Annotated in this window: 16 protein-coding genes and 1 pseudogene; 9 read left to right on the forward strand and 8 right to left on the reverse strand. The window is 61.4% G+C overall.

Annotation, left to right across the window (positions count from 1 at the left end; translation table 11 throughout):
* The first annotated feature begins 280 nt into the window (after nucleotides 1-280).
* From ptsP to C6382_RS14030, 3 genes are read left to right on the forward strand one after another with little or no spacing between them, the layout of a single operon-like run.
* A complete protein-coding gene (gene ptsP / locus C6382_RS14020) occupies nucleotides 281-3,139 on the forward strand; it encodes a phosphoenolpyruvate--protein phosphotransferase (protein ID WP_107025020.1) in 2,859 nt (952 codons plus the stop codon).
* Nucleotides 3,140-4,087 (forward strand): 1-phosphofructokinase, encoded by a 948-nt coding sequence (gene pfkB / locus C6382_RS14025; RefSeq protein WP_107025021.1) that lies wholly within the window; start codon nucleotides 3,140-3,142, stop codon nucleotides 4,085-4,087.
* Entirely contained in the window at nucleotides 4,084-5,820 is a 1,737-nt protein-coding gene (locus tag C6382_RS14030; protein ID WP_107025022.1) for a PTS fructose-like transporter subunit IIB, read from the forward strand. Before pfkB ends, C6382_RS14030 begins: the two co-directional genes overlap by 4 nt.
* Here the strand turns inward: C6382_RS14030 and C6382_RS14035 are convergent, their stop codons facing one another.
* The 4 genes from C6382_RS14035 to C6382_RS14050 form a co-directional block, all read right to left on the reverse strand.
* On the reverse strand, nucleotides 5,821-6,051 hold the full coding sequence (locus C6382_RS14035; protein ID WP_107025126.1) for a DUF3820 family protein: 231 nt from the start codon (nucleotides 6,049-6,051) through the stop codon (nucleotides 5,821-5,823).
* A gap of 82 nt (nucleotides 6,052-6,133) precedes the next feature.
* Nucleotides 6,134-7,627, reverse strand: a complete 1,494-nt coding sequence (locus C6382_RS14040; RefSeq protein ID WP_107025127.1) for a diguanylate cyclase — start codon at nucleotides 7,625-7,627, stop codon at nucleotides 6,134-6,136.
* Between the two features lie 156 nt (nucleotides 7,628-7,783).
* Nucleotides 7,784-9,115, reverse strand: a complete 1,332-nt coding sequence (locus C6382_RS14045) for an OprD family porin (protein ID WP_107025023.1) — start codon at nucleotides 9,113-9,115, stop codon at nucleotides 7,784-7,786.
* Nucleotides 9,116-9,320: 205 nt separating this feature from the next.
* Nucleotides 9,321-9,545, reverse strand: a complete 225-nt coding sequence (locus C6382_RS14050) for a hypothetical protein (protein ID WP_107025024.1) — start codon at nucleotides 9,543-9,545, stop codon at nucleotides 9,321-9,323.
* 295 nt (nucleotides 9,546-9,840) lie between these two features.
* Here C6382_RS14050 and C6382_RS24710 point away from each other — a divergent pair.
* Nucleotides 9,841-10,089 (forward strand): annotated as a pseudogene (locus C6382_RS24710) (PAS domain-containing protein); the annotation flags it as partial.
* Nucleotides 10,090-10,329: 240 nt separating this feature from the next.
* Nucleotides 10,330-11,391 carry a methyl-accepting chemotaxis protein gene (locus C6382_RS14055; RefSeq protein WP_371919625.1) on the forward strand — a complete coding sequence of 354 codons (1,062 nt, stop codon included), beginning with the start codon at nucleotides 10,330-10,332 and terminating at the stop codon, nucleotides 11,389-11,391.
* Between the two features lie 6 nt (nucleotides 11,392-11,397).
* Here the strand turns inward: C6382_RS14055 and C6382_RS14060 are convergent, their stop codons facing one another.
* From C6382_RS14060 to norR, 3 genes are all read right to left on the reverse strand, one after another.
* Nucleotides 11,398-12,147: a YkgJ family cysteine cluster protein gene (locus C6382_RS14060; protein ID WP_107025026.1), complete on the reverse strand. Its 750-nt coding sequence runs from the start codon at nucleotides 12,145-12,147 to the stop codon at nucleotides 11,398-11,400.
* 84 nt (nucleotides 12,148-12,231) lie between these two features.
* On the reverse strand, nucleotides 12,232-13,131 hold the full coding sequence (locus C6382_RS14065) for a chemotaxis protein (protein WP_107025027.1): 900 nt from the start codon (nucleotides 13,129-13,131) through the stop codon (nucleotides 12,232-12,234).
* An 81-nt stretch (nucleotides 13,132-13,212) separates the two neighbouring features.
* The gene (gene norR, locus C6382_RS14070) at nucleotides 13,213-14,766 is read right to left on the reverse strand and encodes a nitric oxide reductase transcriptional regulator NorR (RefSeq protein ID WP_107025028.1); all 1,554 of its coding nucleotides are present in this window, start codon (nucleotides 14,764-14,766) and stop codon (nucleotides 13,213-13,215) included.
* Nucleotides 14,767-14,919: 153 nt separating this feature from the next.
* Here norR and hmpA point away from each other — a divergent pair, with 153 nt between their 5' ends.
* From hmpA to C6382_RS14090, 4 genes are all read left to right on the forward strand, one after another.
* On the forward strand, nucleotides 14,920-16,101 hold the full coding sequence (gene hmpA / locus C6382_RS14075) for an NO-inducible flavohemoprotein (protein ID WP_107025029.1): 1,182 nt from the start codon (nucleotides 14,920-14,922) through the stop codon (nucleotides 16,099-16,101).
* Nucleotides 16,102-16,272: 171 nt separating this feature from the next.
* Entirely contained in the window at nucleotides 16,273-16,743 is a 471-nt protein-coding gene (locus C6382_RS14080; protein WP_107025128.1) for a phosphate-starvation-inducible protein PsiE, read from the forward strand.
* A 335-nt stretch (nucleotides 16,744-17,078) separates the two neighbouring features.
* A complete protein-coding gene (locus tag C6382_RS14085) occupies nucleotides 17,079-18,500 on the forward strand; it encodes a PAAR domain-containing protein (RefSeq protein ID WP_107025030.1) in 1,422 nt (473 codons plus the stop codon).
* Complete coding sequence (locus C6382_RS14090; RefSeq protein WP_107025031.1) at nucleotides 18,497-18,892, forward strand: hypothetical protein; 396 nt, start codon at nucleotides 18,497-18,499, stop codon at nucleotides 18,890-18,892. The genes C6382_RS14085 and C6382_RS14090 overlap by 4 nt, the downstream gene beginning before the upstream one ends.
* Before the next feature lie 253 nt (nucleotides 18,893-19,145).
* Here C6382_RS14090 and C6382_RS14095 read toward each other — a convergent pair whose 3' ends face one another.
* On the reverse strand, nucleotides 19,146-19,553 hold the full coding sequence (locus tag C6382_RS14095) for an HPF/RaiA family ribosome-associated protein (protein WP_107025032.1): 408 nt from the start codon (nucleotides 19,551-19,553) through the stop codon (nucleotides 19,146-19,148).
* Nucleotides 19,554-19,903 lie beyond the last annotated feature (350 nt).

Consider the following 19,903-nt stretch of genomic DNA (forward strand, 5'->3'; position numbering starts at 1 on the left):
AAATTCCTTGTTATACCGGGGCTGCTTGCACAGCCTGACCGGGAATTGTCGCCGATCCTTTGATCAGGGCGCAGACGACCATTGTCGCAATTGTCCGACAAGATGGGGCTTCATTGATCGAAGATTATCGAGTAACGTGATCACAATTATAGATTAAACGTTTCAGCAGGCGATTTTTCTGCCGAACCAACGCCTGCCGAGGGCTGAGCATAACTGGCCCTATGCTGAAAAATTCACAACAATACCTCAGCACCCGCCTGGTGCTGCAAAGGAGAAGGTCATGCTCGAGCTCACTGTAGAGCAGATATCCATGGGCCAGTCGGCTGTGGATAAGTCGGCGGCGCTGCAGCTTATGGCCGGGCACCTGGTCAGCGATGGCCTGGTTGCCGAGGGCTATCTGGCTGGCCTGCAAGCCCGTGAGGCGCAGGGTTCGACCTTTCTTGGCCAGGGTATTGCGATCCCCCATGGCACCCCGGAAACCCGCGATCAGGTGTTTACCACTGGCGTGCGCCTGCTGCAGTTTCCCGACGGCGTGGACTGGGGCGATGGTCAGCGGGTGTACCTGGCCATCGGTATTGCGGCACGTTCCGATGAACACCTGCGCTTGCTGCAACTGCTGACCCGCGCCCTGGGCGAAACCGATCTGGCTGAGGCGCTACGGCGGGCAAGCTCTGCCGAGGCGCTGCTCAAGTTGCTGCAAGGTGCCCCGCAAGAGCTGGCGCTGGATGCGCAGATGATTGGCCTGGGCGTGGCGGCCGAAGATTTCGACGAGTTGGTCTGGCGCGCCGCACGCCTGTTGCACCGCGCCGACTGTGTCGGCGCTGGTTTTGCCGGGGTGCTGCAACAGGTCGAACCGCTGCCGCTGGGCGAAGGTCTGTGGTGGCTGCACAGCCAGCAGGCCGTGCGTCAGCCTGGACTGGCCTTTGTTACCCCGCAACAACCGCTGCGTTATCGCGACCAGCCGCTGCACGGCGTGTTCTGCCTGGCCAGCCTGGGCGCGGCGCATCAGGCCCTGCTTGAACGGTTGTGTGCACTGCTGATTGAAGGCCGTGGCCAGGAGCTGTGCCGCGCCACCAGCAGCCGTATGGTGCTGGAAGTGCTGGGCGGTGAAGTGCCGGCCGATTGGCCCAGCGCGCGTATCGGTCTGGCCAATGCCCATGGCCTGCATGCGCGGCCGGCCAAGGAGCTGGCGCAGCTGGCCAAGGCGTTTGACGGTGAAATTCGTTTGCGTGTGGTCGACAGTGGCCAGGCGGCAGTTTCGGCCAAAAGCCTGAGCAAGCTGCTTAGCCTTGGTGCCCGGCGTGGGCAGGTGCTGGAAATCATTGCTGAACCCAACATCGCCGCCGATGCGCTGCCGGCCCTGCTGGCGGCGATCGAGGAGGGGCTGGGCGAGGAAGTCGAGGCACTGGCTACGGTGCCCGAGGCCGCGCCTGAAATGCTCCCGGAGCCTGAGCTTCAGACGCCGTTGCCGGGGGCGGTGATTCAGGGTGTGGCTGCCGCGCCGGGGATCGCCAGCGGCCCGGCGCATATCCAGGTGCTGCGTGAGTTCGACTATCCACTGCGCGGAGAATCGCTGCCGATCGAGCGCCAGCGTCTGCAGCAGGCGCTGGCGGCAGTCAATGCCGAGATCGGCGCGCTGATCCAGCGCAGTCAGGCCAAGGCCATTGGCGAAATTTTTATCACCCATCAGGAAATGCTCGCCGACCCCGACCTGAGTGACGAAGTCGATCAGCGTCTGCGCCAGGGCGAAAGTGCCCCGGCGGCGTGGATGGCGGTGATCGACAACGCGGCGCGCCAGCAGGAGGCCTTGCACGATGCCTTGCTCGCCGAGCGCGCTGCCGACTTGCGCGACATTGGCCGACGAGTGCTGGCCAAGCTCTGTGGGGAGGCCGACATCCCGGCTCCCGAGCAACCCTATGTGCTGGTGATGGAGGAGGTCGGCCCGTCGGATGTGGCGCGCCTGGACCCGACACGCGTCGCCGGGATTCTCACCGCCCGTGGCGGCGCAACGGCGCACAGTGCCATCGTTGCCCGCGCCCTGGGGATTCCTGCGGTAGTCGGTGCCGGCGATGCGGTGCTGCTGATCGCTTCGGGTACTGCACTGCTGCTCGATGGGCAGCGCGGGCGCCTGCAAGTAGCACCGCCTGCCGATGAGCTGCAGCGCGCCCTGGCCGAACGCGAGCGCCGCGAGCAGCGCCTGCAACTGGCCCGCGCTCATCGTCTGGAGCCTGCGCTAACCCGTGATGGGCATGCCATCGAAGTATTCGCCAACATTGGCGATAGCAAGGGTATCGAGGCGGTGGTCGATCACGGTGCCGAAGGCGTCGGCCTGTTGCGCACCGAACTGATTTTCATGGCCCACCAGCAAGCCCCCGACGAAGCGCTGCAAGAAGCCGAGTACCGCCGTGTCCTCGACGGTCTCGACGGTCGGCCACTGGTGGTGCGCACGCTGGATGTGGGCGGTGACAAGCCGCTGCCTTACTGGCCGATTGCCAAGGAAGAAAACCCCTTCCTCGGTGTGCGCGGCATTCGCCTGACCCTGCAACGTCCGCAGGTGATGGAAAGCCAGTTGCGCGCCTTGCTGCGTGCGGCGGGTGACCGACCGTTACGGATCATGTTTCCCATGGTCGGCCAGCTTGAGGAGTGGCAACAGGCACGGGCGATGGTCGAACGTCTGCGCGAAGAAATCAGCGTCAGCGATCTGCAGGTGGGGATCATGATCGAGGTGCCTTCGGCAGCCTTGCTTGCTCCGGTGCTGGCCCGCGAAGTGGACTTCTTCAGCATCGGCACCAACGACCTGACCCAATACACCCTGGCCATCGACCGTGGCCATCCGAGCCTGTCGGCCCAGGCCGATGGCCTGCACCCGGCGGTGCTGCAACTGATCGACATGACTGTGCGCGCCGCCCATGCCCATGGCAAGTGGGTCGGGGTGTGCGGCGAGCTGGCGGCCGATCCGCAGGCGGTTGCTGTGCTCTTGGGGCTGGGCGTCGATGAGCTGAGCGTCGCGGCGCGCAGTATTGCCGAGGTCAAGGCCCTGGTCCGTGAACTGAATTATGAACACGCCCGGCAGCTTGCTCAGCAAGCACTGCTGCAGGGCAGTGCCAGCGCCGTACGGGCGCTGGTGGAGAACGATTGAATGGCCAAGATACTCACACTGACCCTCAACCCGGCGCTGGACCTGACGGTCAGCCTCGATGCGCTGCGCAGCGGCCAGGTCAACCGCAGCCAGGCCCAGCACAGCCACGCGGCGGGCAAGGGCCTGAATGTCGCGCAGGTGCTGGCGGACCTTGGCCATAGCATTACCGTCGGTGGTTTTCTCGGTGCCGACAATCTGCAGCCTTTCGAAGACCTGATCGCCCGCCGTGGCTTTGCCGACTGCTTTGTCCGCGTGCCGGGCGAGACCCGCTGCAACATCAAGCTGGTGGAAGCCGATGGCCGCGTGACCGACATCAACGGGCCGGGCCCAGAGGTGAGCGAACAGGCCTGTGAACAACTGCTGGCCAAGCTGACGTATATCGCGCCCGGCCATGATGCGGTGGTGGTGGCGGGCAGTCTGCCGCGTGGCCTAAGCCCGCACTGGCTGCGGCAATTGCTTGAACAGCTCAAGGCCATGGGCCTGAAGGTTGCTTTGGACAGCAGCGGCGAAGCCCTGCGGGCCGGGCTGCAAAGTGCGCCCTGGCTGGTCAAACCCAACACTGACGAGCTGGGCGAAGTGCTGGGTTGTAGCGTGCACAGTTTTGCCGAGCAGCACTCAGCCGCCAGCCAACTGATCGCGCAAGGTATCGAGCATGTGGTGGTGTCCCAGGGCGAGCACGGGGTCAATTGGTTCCAGCAAGGTCGCGTGCTCACGGCCGTGCCACCAACGGTCAAGGTGGCCAGTACGGTGGGTGCCGGTGACTCGTTGCTGGCAGGCATGGTCCATGGCCTGCTCAGCGCTGATACAGCAGAGCAGACTTTACGCCTGGCCACCGCGATTGCCGCCCAGGCGGTGACCCAGATCGGTTTTGGCATCAACGATCGGGCCCAGCTGGCGCAGCTGGCGCATGAGGTGCGCCTGCGCGAACAACAAGAGGGTTGCAGATGAACATTGCCATCGTCACCGCCTGCCCCAACGGCCAGGTCTCCAGTGTGCTCAGTGCGCGTCTGCTGGACGCTGCTGCGCAACGTCTGGGCTGGAGCACCAGCGTTGAAGTGCATGATCCCGAGCAAGCCCAGGGGCAATTGTCCGCGGCGGTGATCGCCGCCGCCGACTGGGTGCTGGTGGTCAACAGCGGCCCGCTGGACTTGCAGCGTTTTGCCGGCAAGCGCCTGTTCCAGAGCACGCCGGCCCAGGCACTGAGCGATACCCAGCACTTTCTCTGTCAGGCGGCGGAACAGGCCGAGGTTTATCAGCCCGTCACTGAAGCGCTATCGACACCTGTCGAGCGCAGCGCAAAGATTGTCGCCATCACTGCCTGCCCGACCGGCGTCGCACACACCTTCATGGCTGCCGAGGCGTTGCAGCAGGCGGCGCAGCAACTGGGTTATCAACTTACTGTCGAGACTCAGGGCTCGGTCGGTGCGCGCAATCCACTGGCGCCTGGCGCGATTGCCGAGGCCGATGTGGTGCTGTTGGCCGCCGATATCGAAGTGCCTACCGAGCGCTTTGTCGGCAAGCGCATCTATCGTTGCGGCACTGGTGTGGCCCTGAAACAGGCTCAGGCTACGTTGAACAAAGCCCTGGCCGAAGGTCGCGAGGAATCAACTGCACAAAGCGCCAATACCAGTACGACCCGCAGCGAGAAAACCGGGGTATACAAGCACCTGCTCACCGGTGTCTCGTTCATGCTGCCGATGGTGGTGGCGGGCGGTTTGCTGATCGCCTTGTCATTCGTGTTCGGGATTGAAGCCTACAAGGAGCCGGGCACCTTGCCGGCCGCGCTGATGCAGATCGGTGGCGAAGCGGCGTTCAAGCTGATGGTGCCGTTGCTCGCCGGCTACATTGCCTACTCGATTGCCGACCGTCCGGGCTTGGCGCCGGGAATGATTGGTGGCCTGTTGGCCAGCACCCTGGGGGCCGGGTTCATCGGTGGCATCGTCGCGGGTTTTCTTGCCGGTTACAGCGCCAAGGCGATTAGCCGCTGGGTGCGTTTGCCCAGCAGCCTGGACGCGCTCAAACCGATCCTGATCATTCCGTTGCTGGCCAGCTTGTTCACCGGCTTGGTGATGATCTATGTGGTCGGCAAGCCGGTAGCCGGGATGCTCGAAGGGCTGACGCATTTTCTCGACAGCATGGGCACCACCAACGCGATCCTCCTCGGGGTGCTGCTCGGCGGGATGATGTGCGTGGACCTCGGTGGGCCGATCAACAAGGCTGCGTATGCCTTCTCGGTGGGCCTGCTGGCGTCGCAGAGCTATGCACCGATGGCCGCGACCATGGCCGCCGGGATGGTGCCGCCAATTGGCCTGGGCATCGCCAGTTTCATTGCCCGGCGCAAGTTTGCCCAAAGCGAGCGCGAAGCCGGCAAGGCGGCCTTTGTGCTGGGCCTGTGCTTCATCTCGGAGGGAGCGATTCCGTTTGCTGCCAAGGATCCGCTGCGGGTGATTCCGGCGAGTATTGCGGGCGGTGCGCTGACCGGCGCACTGTCGATGTACTTCGGCTGCAAGCTGATGGCGCCGCATGGCGGACTGTTCGTCATGCTGATTCCCAACGCCATCAACCACGCGTTGCTGTACCTGCTGGCGATTCTGGCTGGCAGCCTGCTGACGGCGGTGGTCTATGCCGTGCTAAAGCGCAGTGAAGCGGTGGAACTGGCGGTGCAGCCGGTCAAGGCCTGATCAAGGACGGCGGTGCGGGTGCTGCTTGCGCAGGGGCACCAGCAGCTCGCCCAGGCCGTTGTGGTCGATCTCGTGCATCAATGCCAGCAAGCCACCCAACTCACCCTTGGGAAAGCCCTGGCGGGCAAACCAGGCCAGGTAATGGCCGGGCAGGTCGGCAATCAGCCGCCCCTGGTACTTGCCGAAGGGCATTTCGCGGGTGACCAGCAATTTGAGTGACTCGGGATTCATGCCATGCGATTCTGAACGGGAAGCGTTGACCATACAGGCAATCGATATGCAGGCCAATCGAGCATGGGTCGTTGTGCACACCCTAACTCGCGCTTTCCACCCGATTGCGGCCGTTGTGTTTGGCGCGGTAGAGCGCGTCGTCGGCACTGCCCAGCAACGTCGGCAGATCGTACTCGGCATCTGGTGTGTAACAGCCGATGCCGATACTCACCGTGACCGGCTGGGTGTCATCGCCGAACGGCGGCAGCGCTTCGATACTGCGGCGAATGCATTCAGCCAGAACTTCTGCGCCATGACGCTCCGTCTCGGGCAAGACCACCAGAAATTCCTCGCCACCGTAGCGCGCCGCCAGATCGGCCGGGCGGCGAATGCTACGGGCAATGGCCGCCGCTACCTTGCGCAAGGCTTCGTCCCCGCCCTGGTGGCCATGACGTTCGTTGAAGGCTTTGAAGTGATCGACATCGACCATCAATACCGCCAGCGGGCGATGGTTACGCTGGGTCCGTGACCATTCGCGGCGCAGCACCTGATCGAGCTGGCGCCGGTTGGCCAGGCCCGTAAGGCTGTCGGTGGCGGCCAGCTCTTCCAGATCCTGTTCGGCGCGTTGTCGACGGCGCAGCTCCCGGCCCAGCAGCAGCGTCAGCCAGAGGATACCGATGCACAGCACGCCAGTGGCGCAGCTGACCAGCAAGGCCGTGCGCCACCAGGACTCGAACACTTCATCGCTTGAGCGCGCCACTATTACGATCAGCGGCAGGTCGGCCACTCGCGCGAAGGTGTACAGCCTGGGTTTGCCGGTGCGTCCGGAGTAGCCGGCGAAGCTACCGCTGCCATCGGCCATCAGGCGTTTGAAGTTGGGGCGGTCGGCGAAGTTGGCGCCGATCAGCGCGTCTTCGGCGATGTTCGATTGCCGGGCGAGCAAAACGCCGTCGGTGTTCATCAGGTTGATACTGCTGTCACTGCCGATATCCAGGCGCTTGAACAGATCAGTGAAGTACGACAGGCGCAGGGCGCCGACGGCAACCCCGGCAAACTCGCCGTTGGCATCGGCAATGCGCCGGCTGAAACTGATGCACCAGTCCCGATCGCCCAGGCGCGCTTTGAACGGCGGGCTGATGACCATGCCCAGGTCGGCTTGCCGACGATGGGCCTGGAACACTTTGCTGTCGGCGAAATTGGCCTGACGCGGGGTGACACTGGTGGAGTCGGCGACTACATTGCCCTGCGCATCAAGCCAGAGCATGTCGCCGCGTACCGGCATGGCGAAGGCCTGATTGAACAGGATCTTTTGCCGCAAAGCCGGTGACAGGGATTTCAGATCGGCTTGTTGTGCGGCCCAGATCAATCCGCGCAGGGACAAGTCGTAGAGTTCGACATTGCGCTGGATGTCACTTTCGATCAGCTGGACGATATTGCTCGCCGCGCGGCTGGCGCTCTGCTCGACGTTAATGCGTTCGCGCAACACCAGGTAGCTGACGATGGCCACGATGGCGAGCACCGCAAGGCAACTGCCCAGGTTCAGGATCAGCTCCGGATGAGACTTGTACAGGGCGGATCGCTGGGATCTGGGGGGCAAAGTCATGGTCGCTGCAGTCGAAGACCGTCAGAAGAGTCGCGGCGTGGTTACGCGACGGCGCAGTATTCTAGGGGCCAGAGGATTGTCGAACAAGAACTTTGGCTGCGAGCCGACGGAAAGAGCTGGCTCGGGCGCCAGCTCCCACTCGCGCAGGTGTCAGAAGATGTTCAGCGGGTAGTCGACAATCACCCGGTATTCGTCGACGTCATCGATCTGCGAGTAACCCTGGCTGCCACGGTGGCTGGCCCAGCGCAGCAGGACCGAGAGGTCCTTGAGGGTGCCTTGCTGGAAGACGTACTGCAGGTCGATGTCGCGCTCCCAGTGACGGGCGTTCTCGCCTTCGGGGTTGTACCAGTGCTTGCCGTAGCCGACGCTGTTGGGGTCGACCTTGGTCAGGTCCAGTTCACCGCGTGAGTAGGAGACGATCGAGGTCAGGCCGGGAATGCCCAGGCCGGTGAAGTCGTAGGCATATTTGAGCTTCCACGAGCGCTCGTTGGGGCCGTTGAAGTCCGAATAGATCTGCGAGTTGTCCAGGTAGATGCTGTCGCCCTGGTTGATGTAGTCGAACGGGGTGTTGCCATTGACCCGCTGGTACACCGCGGTGAGGCTGTTGTAGTCGACATTCACGCTGAAGTGCAGGCTGTAGGTGTTGTTGTCGATGTTGCCGAGCAGCGCCTGGCCGGTGTCCTGGGTGTGGTAGTAGTGCAGGCCCGGGTTGAGGCTGACCAGCTCGTTCACCTTGTAGGTGTAGTCGAGGTCGAAGTAGTACTGGTTCCAGATGTCCTTGAGCTCGGAGGCGTACAGGCTCAAGGCCAGGTTCGGTACGCCGCTCCAGGCCATGCCGGCCCAGTTCAGGTGACGGCTCTGGCGATCATCCGGCAAGGCGCCGTAGGAGGTGTCGATGCGGCGCTGGCCACTCTGGTTGTAGGGCTTGGTGAAGCTGGCCTGGCCGGCTTCGAGCATCAGGCCTTCGACGCTGTTGTTGCTCAGGCTGACGCCGCGAAAGGTCTGCGGCAGCATGCGCGACTCACCGCCAGCGATCACCGGGTTGCTCAGAAACAGGTCGCCAGCCTTGAGCTCGGTGTCGAAGGCCTTGAGCTTGACCGCAGCATCGGCGGTCGAGAACGAGTCGTGAGCCTTGCCCGGTTCGCCATCGCCCTGAGTGTTGATCGGCAGGATGCTGGTGGCGGAGGTGCCGGCGCCGCCATCGAGTTTCAGGCCGAGCATGCCATGCACATCCAGGCCGAAGCCGACGGTGCCGGGGGTGTAGCCCGATTCGAACTTCCCGAGGAAACCCTGTCCCCATTCCCGATTGTCATGCACGCCGCGATCCAGTTGATTGCGGTTGAGGTAGTAGTTGCGGGCATGCACGTTGAGGCTGGACCCTCCGATAAAGCCTTCGGCTTGTCCCTCGTTGGCCTGGGCGTTGAAGGGGATCGTTGCAGAAAGTGCAACGAACAGGGGGGTGAAGCGTAAAGCAGTGTTCACCGGGGTGGACTCCTTGAGGTGAAAGTAAGGCAGTTTCTTTGGTGCGAAACTTGATCTTTTTATGAACAAACGAGCCAGCCTGCTGGCACTTTTCGACACACGAAAAAAAGCCGCTGATCATCAGCGGCGTTGAAAGACAACCGCACAGGCGCTCAAGTCACCTGTGCGATTACCCAAGGAGTCGAAGGGAGAAACGGCGTGTTGATCAGCTCTCGGCTGCGTCGCGCGAAGAAACCTTGGAAGCGGCCTGTTCTGCTGGTTTTGCCGCTTGATCGGACTGCGCGGCGAAGGCTTCACGAGCCTGCTCGTGGACGACAGCCCGCTCGGCATTGCGAGCGATGAACGCCTGGGATTCCTCGGCCATGGCCAGGGGAGACAATAACAGGGAAGACAGGACGAATACGCTGGCAACACCCATACTGTTGGACATTTGTAACAGCCTTCTTGCGGTGCAAGTGTTAAGTAGGTCCGACTAAATTAGTCGGAAACACCGGCAAGAAACAGTGACTTTTTCGAGAAGTACTATTGCGTTAAAGGTAATAGTCGAGGTTCGTCTAACTGACAGCGCTGACAGCTTGTGGGTGTGAATGCTGGCAAATTGCCAATATGCTGAGCTGGATCAATAAATCGGACCAATTTGTCACTAGAGTCGTACGCCCTGCCGATTCTCCAAACAACAACGAGTGCCTCCGATGAAGAGCAATATGCCTGTGACCGGTCGCAATATGGATTATCCCGGTGACGCCAATATCCTTTCCACCACTGATCTCTCCAGTGCAATCACCTACGCCAATGACGATTTCGTCAAGATCAGCGGCTTCAGCCGTGAAGAACTGATAGGCAGCGCACACCATATCGTGCGCCATCCGGATATGCCGTCACAGGCATTCGAGCAGATGTGGCAGACACTCAAAAGTGGCCGGTCGTGGATGGGACTGGTGAAAAATCGTTGCAAGAATGGCGATCACTATTGGGTCAGCGCGTTCGTTTCGCCAATCGCCAATCAAGGCCATACGGTGGAGTACCAATCGGTGCGAACCAAACCCAGCGCCGAGCAGATCGAGGCCGCCGAGCGTTGTTATGCACAGCTGCGCAGTGGGCGCCAGGCCTGGTGGCAGCGTTTGCCGGTACTGGGCCTTGGTTGGCAACTGTGGGCGGGGGTGACGCTTGGGCTGGTGCTGGTATCGGCGCTCAGCCGCTTATTGCTACCGGTATTGCCCTGGCAAGGCGTACTGGAGGTGCTGCTGGCCAGTGGCTTGAGTGCGCTGGTGATTCTTGCCGTGCTCAAGCCGTTCCAACGCCTGTGTGCCGAAGCCCTGAGCATCGCCGATAACCCGTTGAGCCAGCAGTTGTATACCGGCCGCCGCGATGGCATCGGCCAGATCGATTTCGCCCTGCGTATGCTCAAGGGGCAGCTAGGTGCGGTGGTCGGGCGCATCGGCGACACTTCCCGACGCCTGGCCGGACACAGCGGCTCGCTGGCGCAATCACTGCAAAGCAGTCACAGCAACAGCCTCGAGCAGCAGGGCGAAGCCGACCAGATCGCCACCGCGATCAACCAGATGGCCGCCAGCGTCGCCCAGGTCGCCAGCAATGCCCAGCAAGCGTCCCAGGCCGCCGATCAGGCCGAAGGTGAAACCCGTGCCGGGCACCACCTGGTCGACCTCAACCGTAGCGCGATCCAGGCGTTGGCCAGTTCGCTGGATGCCGCCACCGAGGTTATCCACAACCTGCAGAACCACAGCAGTGAGATCACCGGCGTCGTGGAGGTGATTCGCGGGATTGCCGAGCAGACTAACCTGCTGGCACTCAACGCCGCTATCGAGGCCGCTCGGGCGGGGGATCAGGGCCGTGGTTTTGCCGTGGTTGCCGATGAGGTGCGCAGCCTGGCGCAGCGTACGGCGCAATCAACCCACGAGATTCAGCGCATGATCAGCGTCCTGCAGGTCGGTGCACGCGATGCAGTACAGGTGATGCAGCAGAGCAGCGAGCATGCCGGGCACAGCGTCGATCAGGCCGGGCGCGCGGCCAGTGCGCTGGACGGTATCAGCCTGCGGGTCAGGCAGATCAGCGAGATGAGTGTGCAGATCGCGGCGGCGGTGGAACAGCAGAGCCAGGTCAGTGAAAGCATCAACTGCAACATCATCAGTATTCGCCAGGCCAGCGAGGCAGCGGTGCAGGTCGGTCAGCAGAGCCACCTCAGCGCCAGCGACGTGGCTGCGCTTGCCGAAGACCTGCGCCGCCTGGCCGCCGAGTTCTGGCGGCGCTGCCATTGAGTGTGATCAAAAACCGATGAAGCTGTAGTGTCCGGCCGCTTCGCTGCGGATCCGGGCACCAGCGGCCTGCAGCTGTGCACACAGCTGCGGGTCAAGTACGTGCAGGGTCCAGGGCGCGATCTGCTCCTCGGTGCGGACCTGCTGCAGTGCCAGGGCCAGGGCCTGGGTATCGGGCAGGTAGGCGGTGAAGCCGTTGCCCTTCAGCGCGCTGGTGTCGATGCCCAAGGCTTGGCAGATGGCGACCTTGCTGCGGATATCGTCACGGTCGGCCTGGCGCGAGCGTTCGATCAGCTCGGCCAGGCGCCGGTCGACCAGGTGCTGGCCGTGAATCAAGGGCGGGCCGCTTTGCCAGGCCTCGCCGGGACAGTCTTTGGCTTCAGGGCGCAAGGGGATGTGCGGGTTGATTTCCATCGGATAGATGCGGCACACCAGTGGCCGGATCTCATAGATGGTGCAGCGGTCGTCGGCATCCAGGTTGCGGCAGCGTTCAGGGTTGAAGGCGGCGAAGGTGATCGCCACATGCGCCTCGGTGCTGCCACACGGCACAGGCCAGGAACGGCGCAAGGCATGTTCGCGTTGCTCGGCGGGCAAGCCCAGGCCATTGGCCAGGAAGGCTTCGACCAGGACGATCAGTTGGCCGCCGGAGTTCGTCCACTGGCGGGCTTCGCTCAGCGTCAGGGGGACGTGGTGGCCAGTGCAGCATTTGCCGCAGCCGGTGCAGTCGAAGCGGATATTGCCAGTTTGGGCAGTGTTCACGGTTTAGCGGGGACTCGATAGACAATGGGCTCGATTGTGCCTGAGGTTCAGGCACTTTCAAGCACAACGCTCATCGGTTGTGTGTCAGCCTTCTTCGAAGGCCACCGCTCGGGCGGCGACGATCAGGCAGTCGGTCAGGTCCGGCGAGGAGAACTTGGTCAGCACCGCATTGGCCCCGGCGAGCCTGGCTTTTTCGCTGTTCATTGCACTGTCCAGAGAGGTATGCAGCAGTACATAGAGGTGCTTGAAGTCCGGGGTGTCGCGCAGGGTGCGGGTGAAGGCGTAGCCGTCCATTTCGGACATTTCGATATCCGAGACCACCACGTTGATTTCCTGTTCGGTGCCTTGCAGCTCCAGCAGGGTGTTGATCGCATCCTTGGCACTGCGCGCAGTGTGGCATTCGATCCCGAGGCTGCGCAGGGTGTGCACCGATTGCTGCAGGGCGACCTGGCTGTCATCGACCACCAGGATATTGGTGGCGGCAAGCACTGCGGCATCATCCGCGCTCAACTCACTGGTGAGCACTTCGTGAGCAGGCGGGGCGATGCCGTGGATGACTTTTTCGATGTCCAGCACCTGCACCAGAGTGTTGTCGACCCGGGTGACGCCAGTGATGAACGACTTGTTGCCCGAGCCATAGGGCGGCGGTTTGATGTCGGTGCTCAGGCAATGCACGATCTTGCTCACCGCCTGCACATGCAGGCCCTGCTTGGAGCGGCTGATGTCGGTGACGATCAGGCAGCCACCCTGGGGATCTTCCAGCGGTTGCTCGCCAATGGCGCGGGACAGGTCGATCACCGACAGCGAGTTGCCACGCAGGGTGGCCACGCCTTTGACGTGGGGGTGCGACTCCGGCAGCTTGGTCAGCGGCGGGCAGGGGATGATTTCACTGACCTTGAGCAGGTTGATCGCCATCAGCTTGCCACTGCGCAGAGTGAACAGCAGCAACGACAGCGAGTCCGCGCGGGCATTTTGCGTGGCCATAGGCACCTTCAGGACAGATTGAATGGGGGGATATGCCGGGTTATCGACCCGCCAGTCCCTGGCTTTAATCGCTTGTTCAAATCAGCGTAGACCCAGGCGCTTGGCCAGGCGACCGAGATTGGCGCGGTCCAGGCCCAGTTCGCGGGCGCTACTGGCCCAATTGTGCTGATGGCGTTCAAGACAGGCCTGGATCAGCTGGCGCTGGTAATCATCGAGGGCCTGGCGCAGGTCGCCGCCAGGCAGGGGCACTTCGGCAGGTAGCTGTGCCTGGCTGTGGTTGGCCACAGGTTCGACCGGTCTGAGGTCCAGGTCTGCAGCATCCAGGGTCAGAATCTTCGGGCGTTGCCGATGCTGGCCCAGGGCTTTGAGCGCCGAGCGGCCGATCAGGTGCTCCAGTTCACGCACGTTGCCCGGCCAGTCGTAGGCCAGCAGCGCGCTTTGTGCCTCGCTGCTCAGGCGCAGACTGCCCAGGCCCATGCGCGAGCGATTCTGTTCGAGAAAGTAGCCGCTGAGCAGCAGCACATCGCGCCCGCGTTCGCGCAGCGGCGGCACCAGCAATGGGTAGACACTCAGACGGTGATAGAAGTCAGCGCGATAACGTCCGGCGCGTACTTCATCGGCCAGGTCGCGGTTGGTCGCGGCGATCAGACGGACATCGACGCGGTGTTCCTGGTCTGAGCCCAATCGCTGCAATTGCCCGCTCTGCAGCACACGCAACAGCTTGGCCTGTACGGTCAGGGACAGCTCGCCGACTTCGTCAAGAAACAGCGTACCGCCGTTGGCCAGTTCGAACTTGCCGCGCCGTTCGCCGACGGCGCCGGTAAAGGCGCCGCGCACATGGCCAAACAGCTCGCTCTCCACCAGGGTGTCGGGCAAGGCCGCGCAGTTGAGGCTGATCATCGGCTTGTCGGCACGGCTTGAGGCCTGGTGGATGGCCTGGGCCACCAGCTCCTTGCCGACCCCGGTTTCGCCAGTGATCAGCACAGTCAGGTCGCTACTGCCGACCAGCTGGATTTCCTCCAGCAGGCGTTTATGCGATTTGCTCTGTCCGATCAGCTCCTTGTGTTGCTGGCCGCTGGCCTGGCGATACACCTCGGCGCGTTCATGTTCATCCTCGGCCCGTAACGCCAGACGCTCGATGCGTTCGGCGACGTTGACCGTGGCTTCTGCCAGGCTGGCGAAGGCTTGCAGGGCATCGAGTTCGACCTGCTGGAACTGCTCCGGGTCCAGCGCATCGAGGGTGATCAGGCCCCAGGGCTGCTCATCGACGAACAGCGGGCAGCCCATGCAGTCGTGGACTTCCAGGTGCTGGTGCAGGCCTTCGACCAAGCCGTCGTAAGGGTCGGGCAGTTCGCTGTCGCTGGCAAAACGGGTGGGTGCGCTGTTACTGAGAATGGCCTCGAAGCGCGGGTGTTCGTTGACCTTGAAGCGCCGCCCAAGGGTGTCGGTACTCAAACCATCGACCGCCAGCGGCACCAGCCAGTCACCGTCCAGGCGCAACAGTGCGGCAGCGTCGCAGGGCAGCAGGCTGCGCATGGCTTCGAGCAGGCGTCGGTAGCGTTCGCGCTCGGGCAGGTCGCGGGCCAGATCGCTGACCAGCGGCAGCAGGGCGGTGAGCAGGGATTTTGCGGTCATAAAGACTCCTGTTGGTCTTAATGACTATATATCACTTGTAGTCTTTATTACTCATTAAATTTTAAGCTATTGATTTATAACGATTTTACAGTTGGCATGGAAACTGAATTAGCCAAGGCATTCATCAAGAAGCCACAGGCTCAGGAGTCATCCATGCTCAATGCCCAGGATCGTGCGATCATCAAAGCCACTGTTCCCCTGCTGGAAAGCGGCGGTGAGGCGCTGACCACGCACTTCTACAAGCTTATGCTCAGCGAATACCCAGAGGTGCGTCCGCTGTTCAACCAGGCGCACCAGGCCAGCGGCGACCAGCCTCGGGCGCTGGCTAACGGTGTACTGATGTATGCCCGGCACATTGACCAACTCGAACAACTCGGTGGTTTGGTCGGCCAGATCATCAACAAGCATGTGGCCTTGCAGATCCTTCCGGAACATTACCCGATCGTTGGTAGCTGTCTGCTGCGTGCCATCGAAGAAGTACTCGGCAAGGAAATCGCCACCTCGCAAGTGATTGCTGCCTGGGGCGCCGCTTACCAGCAACTGGCCGATATCCTCATCGGTGCCGAAGCCGACATCTATGCCCAGAAGGCTGCTGCGCCTGGTGGCTGGCGTGGTGCGCGCGACTTCAAACTGGTGCAGCGCGTCGATGAAAGCAGTGAAATCGTTTCCTTCTACTTCGCTCCGCTCGATGGTGGTGCGATCCTCAGCGCTGAACCCGGTCAGTACATCGGCCTGCAGCTGTTCATCGACGGCGTGGAACAGCGCCGCAACTATTCGCTGTCGGCCCTGAGCAATGCCGGTCAGTACCGCATCAGCGTCAAGCGCGAGGCCGGTGGCAAGGTTTCCAACTACCTGCATGAGCAACTGGCCGTGGGCGATACCATCAAGTTGTTCCCGCCATCGGGCGAGTTCACCTTGAGCGCCAGCGACAAGCCACTGGTGCTGATTAGCGGCGGCGTTGGCATCACCCCGACCCTGCCGATGCTTGAAGCGGCCCTGGAAAGTGGCCGTCTGGTGCACTTCATCCATTGCGCACGCAACGGCGCGGTGCATGCGTTCCGCGACTGGGTCGATGGCCTGGCGGCGCGTCACCCGCAGTTCAAGCGCTTCTACTGCTATGCCGAAGACGACGGTGTCAGTGAGCCTGCCGATGCCGTTGGCCTGCTGACTGCCGACCAGTTGAACGAATGGCTGCCCCAGGAGCGTGACCTGGATGCCTACTTCCTCGGTCCGAAAGGTTTCATGGCTACGGTCAAGGCTCACCTCAAGGGCCTGGGCGTTCCTGAAAAGCAGAGCCGCTACGAGTTCTTCGGCCCGGCTTCGGCGCTGGAATAACACGGTTTTCCCAACCTACGGTTGAAAGCGCAAGGCACAGCCAGCGATGGCTGTGCCTTGCGACGTTTGGTCGCCTTCTCAAACAGGGCGCCTGGCCTTTTTACTGCATGCAGAAAAAGCGTCATGCGTGTGGCGCATCATCCTTCCAGCCGTATCAAGGAAAGCGAAATCGTGAACATAAAATGGGCAGACAAACTGCGCAAAGGCCTGCATGGCTCAGCTGACTCGCTGGGCAACCTCTGCGTCGAAGCTTTTCACTACCTGGCCCTGTTCGGCATCGGTGCGATCACCGCCTATGCGGCGGTGGCGACTTTCATCGAAATGCTCGGCAAGGGCGGTGTCAGCGTCGATGACATCCTGCTGCTGTTCATCTACCTCGAGCTGGGGGCGATGGTCGGGATCTACTTCAAGACCAACCACATGCCGATCCGCTTCCTGCTCTATGTGGCGATCACCGCACTGACGCGCCTGCTGATCGGCGACGTCTCGCACCACAAGGCGCCGGATGTCGGCTTGCTGTATGTGTGTGGTGGCATCTTGCTGTTGGCGTTTGCGATTCTGGTGGTGCGCTACGCCTCGTACCAATACCCGTCGACCAAGGCTATCGATGCGAGCGGCAAGGAGCTCGAGGAAGGTAAGTAGCATCCTCTGTAGGAGCCGGCCTTGCCAGCGATAGGGCCAATGACGCTTGTATATCAGATGGCCTCAGGATTGTTACCGCTTTGCGGTCGATCGCCGGCAAGGCCGGCTCCTACAAATGCAGTGCAGGTACGAAATAAAAAAGGCGAGCCCACCGGGCTCGCCTTTCTACCGTCTGCGTTGTGCGCTCGTAGCCCAGGACTGTTTTTGCAATGAATCTCTAATCTGACGGCGGCTTCTGGTCGCCATGTAGGATGTTTCTGAATCACTTTTGGTGACCTTTTTACCTGTAAATGCCGTGCTAGGTTCCGGGCTCCACTTGCTCAAGGAATCAGTGCATGGCCTACCGCATGAACATGAATGGCCTTGGCGCCGGGCAACATGGCGACCAGACCACGACTGGGGCCACCTGCCTCAGCAGTCAGACCTCTCACACCCAGGACCGGGTCCCTCACCTGCGCCTCGGGGACAGCACCACGCCCTGTCCACAATGTGGCCAGGTCGGGCAAATTGCCGAAGGTTATGACGGCTGGACCATTGACGGTCTGGCAATTGCCGTTGACGGTGTGCAGATCAATTGCGGCTGCCCGCCCGGCAGCAACCGGCTGATAGCGCCCTTGTACGGCGGGGGAGTCACCGCTGCGCCGACAACCACCGGCTTTTCCGAACCGGCTCGCCCGGTCGGCCGTTCACCTTCGTCGATGCCCACGTCCAGTTTCGCTTCCACGACTTCCCAGCCGATGGTGGCTGCCGCACCGGGCACGCTGGAACCTGGCTTCTATGTAGTGCCGCGCAGCATGTCTGGCCAGCAAGTGCTGATTGAGCTGGGCGGCAAAAGCCGCTACCTGTCGGCTCGGCTGCACCGGCTTAATCCGACTTTTGCCCAAGGCTACAAGGCGGGTGAGCTGTTCGTCATCGGCGATCCGAACAACGGCACGGCCTGCACGCGGGAGGAGGCCCAGCTGATGGCTGCTGCCGCTCAGGTCCGCGAGGCGCTGGCGCCGCTCAACGAGGACGAGGCCAATTTCATGGTCCGCTATCAAGGTGAGATTGCCGGGTTGCTAAGTGGCGCGAGCCAGTCGATGGGGGTTGGCAAGGACATGCTTGGCCAAGGGTTGCGCCAGGTCGAAGGCAGCTTGCGCGCGGTTGAGCAGTTGCACCAACGCATGTTCAGCACTTACGGGCACCTGAAGAGCCCGGAGTTCTTCGCCTCACGTCAGCAGTTGTACCGCCAGATTGATGCTCAGTTGAAGAGCGCGTTTCTCAACAAGCAGTTGAATCTGGGGAGTTACGACACCCTGCGCCGCGATTTGGGGATCTCAACCAAAAGTCTGGTGCACCACTGGAGTCGCGCCGGTGCGCCGGGTGAGATTCCGGGTTATGCCACGCATCTGGACCAAGTGGCCAAGACGGCGAAGTACCTGAAGTATGGGGGGTATGTCGGGATTGCGTTAGGTGGCGGCGCATCGGTACTCAAGGTGCAGGAGGTGTGTCGGGCTGGTGAGACAGAGGAATGTAAAAAGGTGCGTTTTACTGAAGCTGGAAGTTTCTCGGGAGGGTTCGGTGGTGGTATGGCTGGTGCCTACGTGGGAGGAAAGACTGCCGTGGCCGTATGTGGTGGCGCGGCCGTGGCTGGTGGAGTTGGTGTAGCCGTTTGTGGAATTGTATTCGTCGGAGGTGGAGCGCTTGCGGGCGGCCTGGGCACTAGTGCTGGTGGCGAATGGCTCGGGGAGTTCTTATACGAAAAGATCAAACCATGAGCGGTTTCTGGAGCTCTTGGTGGGCATTCGCCTTCATGTTGGCCCCGTATGTGATCGGATTAGCGGGCGTGGTCATGGAAACCCATCTAGCCCGTAGCCGCGACTTCGACATCATCATTGCAAGCCTTCCAAACAGCGTTTGGCTAAAGTTGCAAATACCTTTCTGGGGGACGACAAGGTTGAAATCCCGCTGCTACTTGCTCAGCACAATCTGTGGCGCGATGCTCTATCCAAAATTAAGTGTTCGCTTGGGGATGATGGACGCAGAAGATTTGCGCAACTTTCCTCCGCGACTGCGGCGCCGAATGTTGATCGCTTCCTGGCTGTTAATCATTGCTGCTGTCTGGCTTGCGATAGGCCTTGCCTTGATCAAGCTCTTCTCAACAAGGTGAGAGGCTGGGAGTTTTTCTGGTGGACTCGGTGGTGGCGCGGTTCTAGCTCTGGCAGGGCCATTGGGCGGGGCTTTGTGCGGAATATAGCTTTAGTTGGGGGCGAATCACTTGTGGGTAGTCTAGGAGGTTGGGCAGGTGGCGAGTTGCTTGGGGGGGGGCTCGGCGTAATCGAATTATCGGAAGGCTAACACTTAACAGTCATAAAAAAGGCGAGCCCACCGGGCTCGCCTTTTTACCGTCTGCGTTATGTCATTCAGCTAATACTGCGAGCTTGCTCGTTCTCCAGAAATTCTTCCTGTAGCAGGCCGTCGTTCTGGGCGCCGTCAACGCTTTGCTGGGTCACCGCGCGTTTGCTGCGCAGTTTGCCGTAGAAGTGCTCCAGGGCATGATTGAGCTTGATCGCCGCGCCATCGACAGCCTGGTCGAGGGACGCGGATGTGTGGCTCACGGAAATCGGTTGATGGCCTTTTGGGCGTGCCTCCATCTGGCAGCGTTTGTCGTGCGGACCTGGCTTGTCGCCGTTCTCGTCGCGCAGGTGGACCTCAACGCGGGTGAGGTCTTCTTCAAATCGTTCGAGCGTGCTTTCTACAGTGCTGCGGACCCACTCTTCCAGTCGAATGTTGCCTTGAATATGGTTGTCGCTATTGACTTGGATTTGCATAGTTCAATCCCTTATTCAGCTAGCTCGCAAGAGAATCGATGGGGCCTTTGCGGCCTGTGGAAACCATCGCCTCTTGACTACAAGGTCAGGCACTTGGCGCAACATTTCAAGTCCTTTTGAAAGATAAATTTCTTGTTGCAAAAAGCCCGGCTTCGGCCGGGCTTTTGCATGCGCTGGATCAAAGCGCGACTGCGCATTTAGGTGTCCCTGGCTGTTCGGCAATCAGACGCTGGCTGGCGGCAAAAACGAAGTCCGGAAAATGTAAATAACGTAAATAAGCTGTACTCTCATTTGAGAATCAATAGCATTCGCCCTCTGAATGGTTTACCAAACCTTTACATTTCTCAGGG

The organism is Pseudomonas sp. BBP2017, assembly GCF_003024385.1.
GTDB lineage: Bacteria > Pseudomonadota > Gammaproteobacteria > Pseudomonadales > Pseudomonadaceae > Aquipseudomonas.